The organism is Mitsuaria sp. TWR114, from assembly GCF_007997345.1.
In genome coordinates this window covers 1-780 of sequence record NZ_VOSR01000768.1, presented here as the reverse complement: position 1 = coordinate 780, position 780 = coordinate 1, and the positions used below count along the sequence as shown (strand labels likewise).

2 protein-coding genes are annotated in these 780 nt (G+C 72.8%); one reads left to right on the top strand and one right to left on the bottom strand.

The window, feature by feature from the left end; genetic code table 11:
• On the top strand, positions 1-541 hold a 541-nt coding region (locus FUT87_RS23945; RefSeq protein ID WP_222617260.1), incomplete at its 5' end, for a substrate binding domain-containing protein.
• 15 nt (positions 542-556) lie between these two features.
• Here FUT87_RS23945 and FUT87_RS23940 read toward each other — a convergent pair.
• Positions 557-780 (bottom strand): copper chaperone PCu(A)C (locus FUT87_RS23940; protein ID WP_147242611.1); only part of this gene is annotated, 224 nt, incomplete at its 5' end.

Below are 780 nucleotides of genomic sequence, written 5' to 3'. Positions count from 1 at the left end.
CGAGCTGCAGCTCAGCGTCGGCGACGCGCTGCAGGACGTGGTGCGCGACGAGGTGGACCTGGCGCTGCGGTATGGCGAGCTGGCCGACTCGCGGCTGGTGGCGCGCAAGCTCCATGACGGACGCCGGCTGCTGGTCGCGTCGCCGGACTATCTGAAGCGGGAGGGACGGCCCACCCATCCCGGCGAGCTGACGCAGCACGAATGCATCCGCTTCAAGATCGGCGACCGGCTGGAGCGCGAGTGGCGCTTCTGGCGCCGCGACGCGATGCAGGCGGCGCCGGTGGAGGTGTCGGTGCAGGGCCGGCGCACCGCCGACGACGGCGGCATCGCCCACCAGTGGGCCCTCGAAGGGCGGGGGCTCACCTACAAGAGCGACCTCGACATCCGCGACAGCCTGGCCAGCGGCGCGCTGGTGGAGGTGCTGCCCGAGTGGGTCGGCCGTCCGATGCCGCTGCATGCGCTGATGCCCAGCCAGCGCTTCCTGCCCTTGCGGCTCAAGGCGCTGGTGGATCACCTCGCGGAGGGGCTGCGGCGCCCCTGAGCCGCGGTCGCGCGTTCAGTGCTTGTGGTCGCCGTGGCCCGCGTGCGGGTCCTTGGCGTCGGGGGCGGTGACCGGGCCGGTCCGGGCCGGCGCCTGGACGGTGACGGTCGAGCGCGACTTGTCGGCGCCCTCGAAGACCAGCGTCAGCGGCACCGCGTCGCCGGTCTTGAGCGGGCCCTTCAGCTCCATCAGCATCACGTGATAACCACCCGGCTTGAGGTCCACCGGCTTGCCGGCCG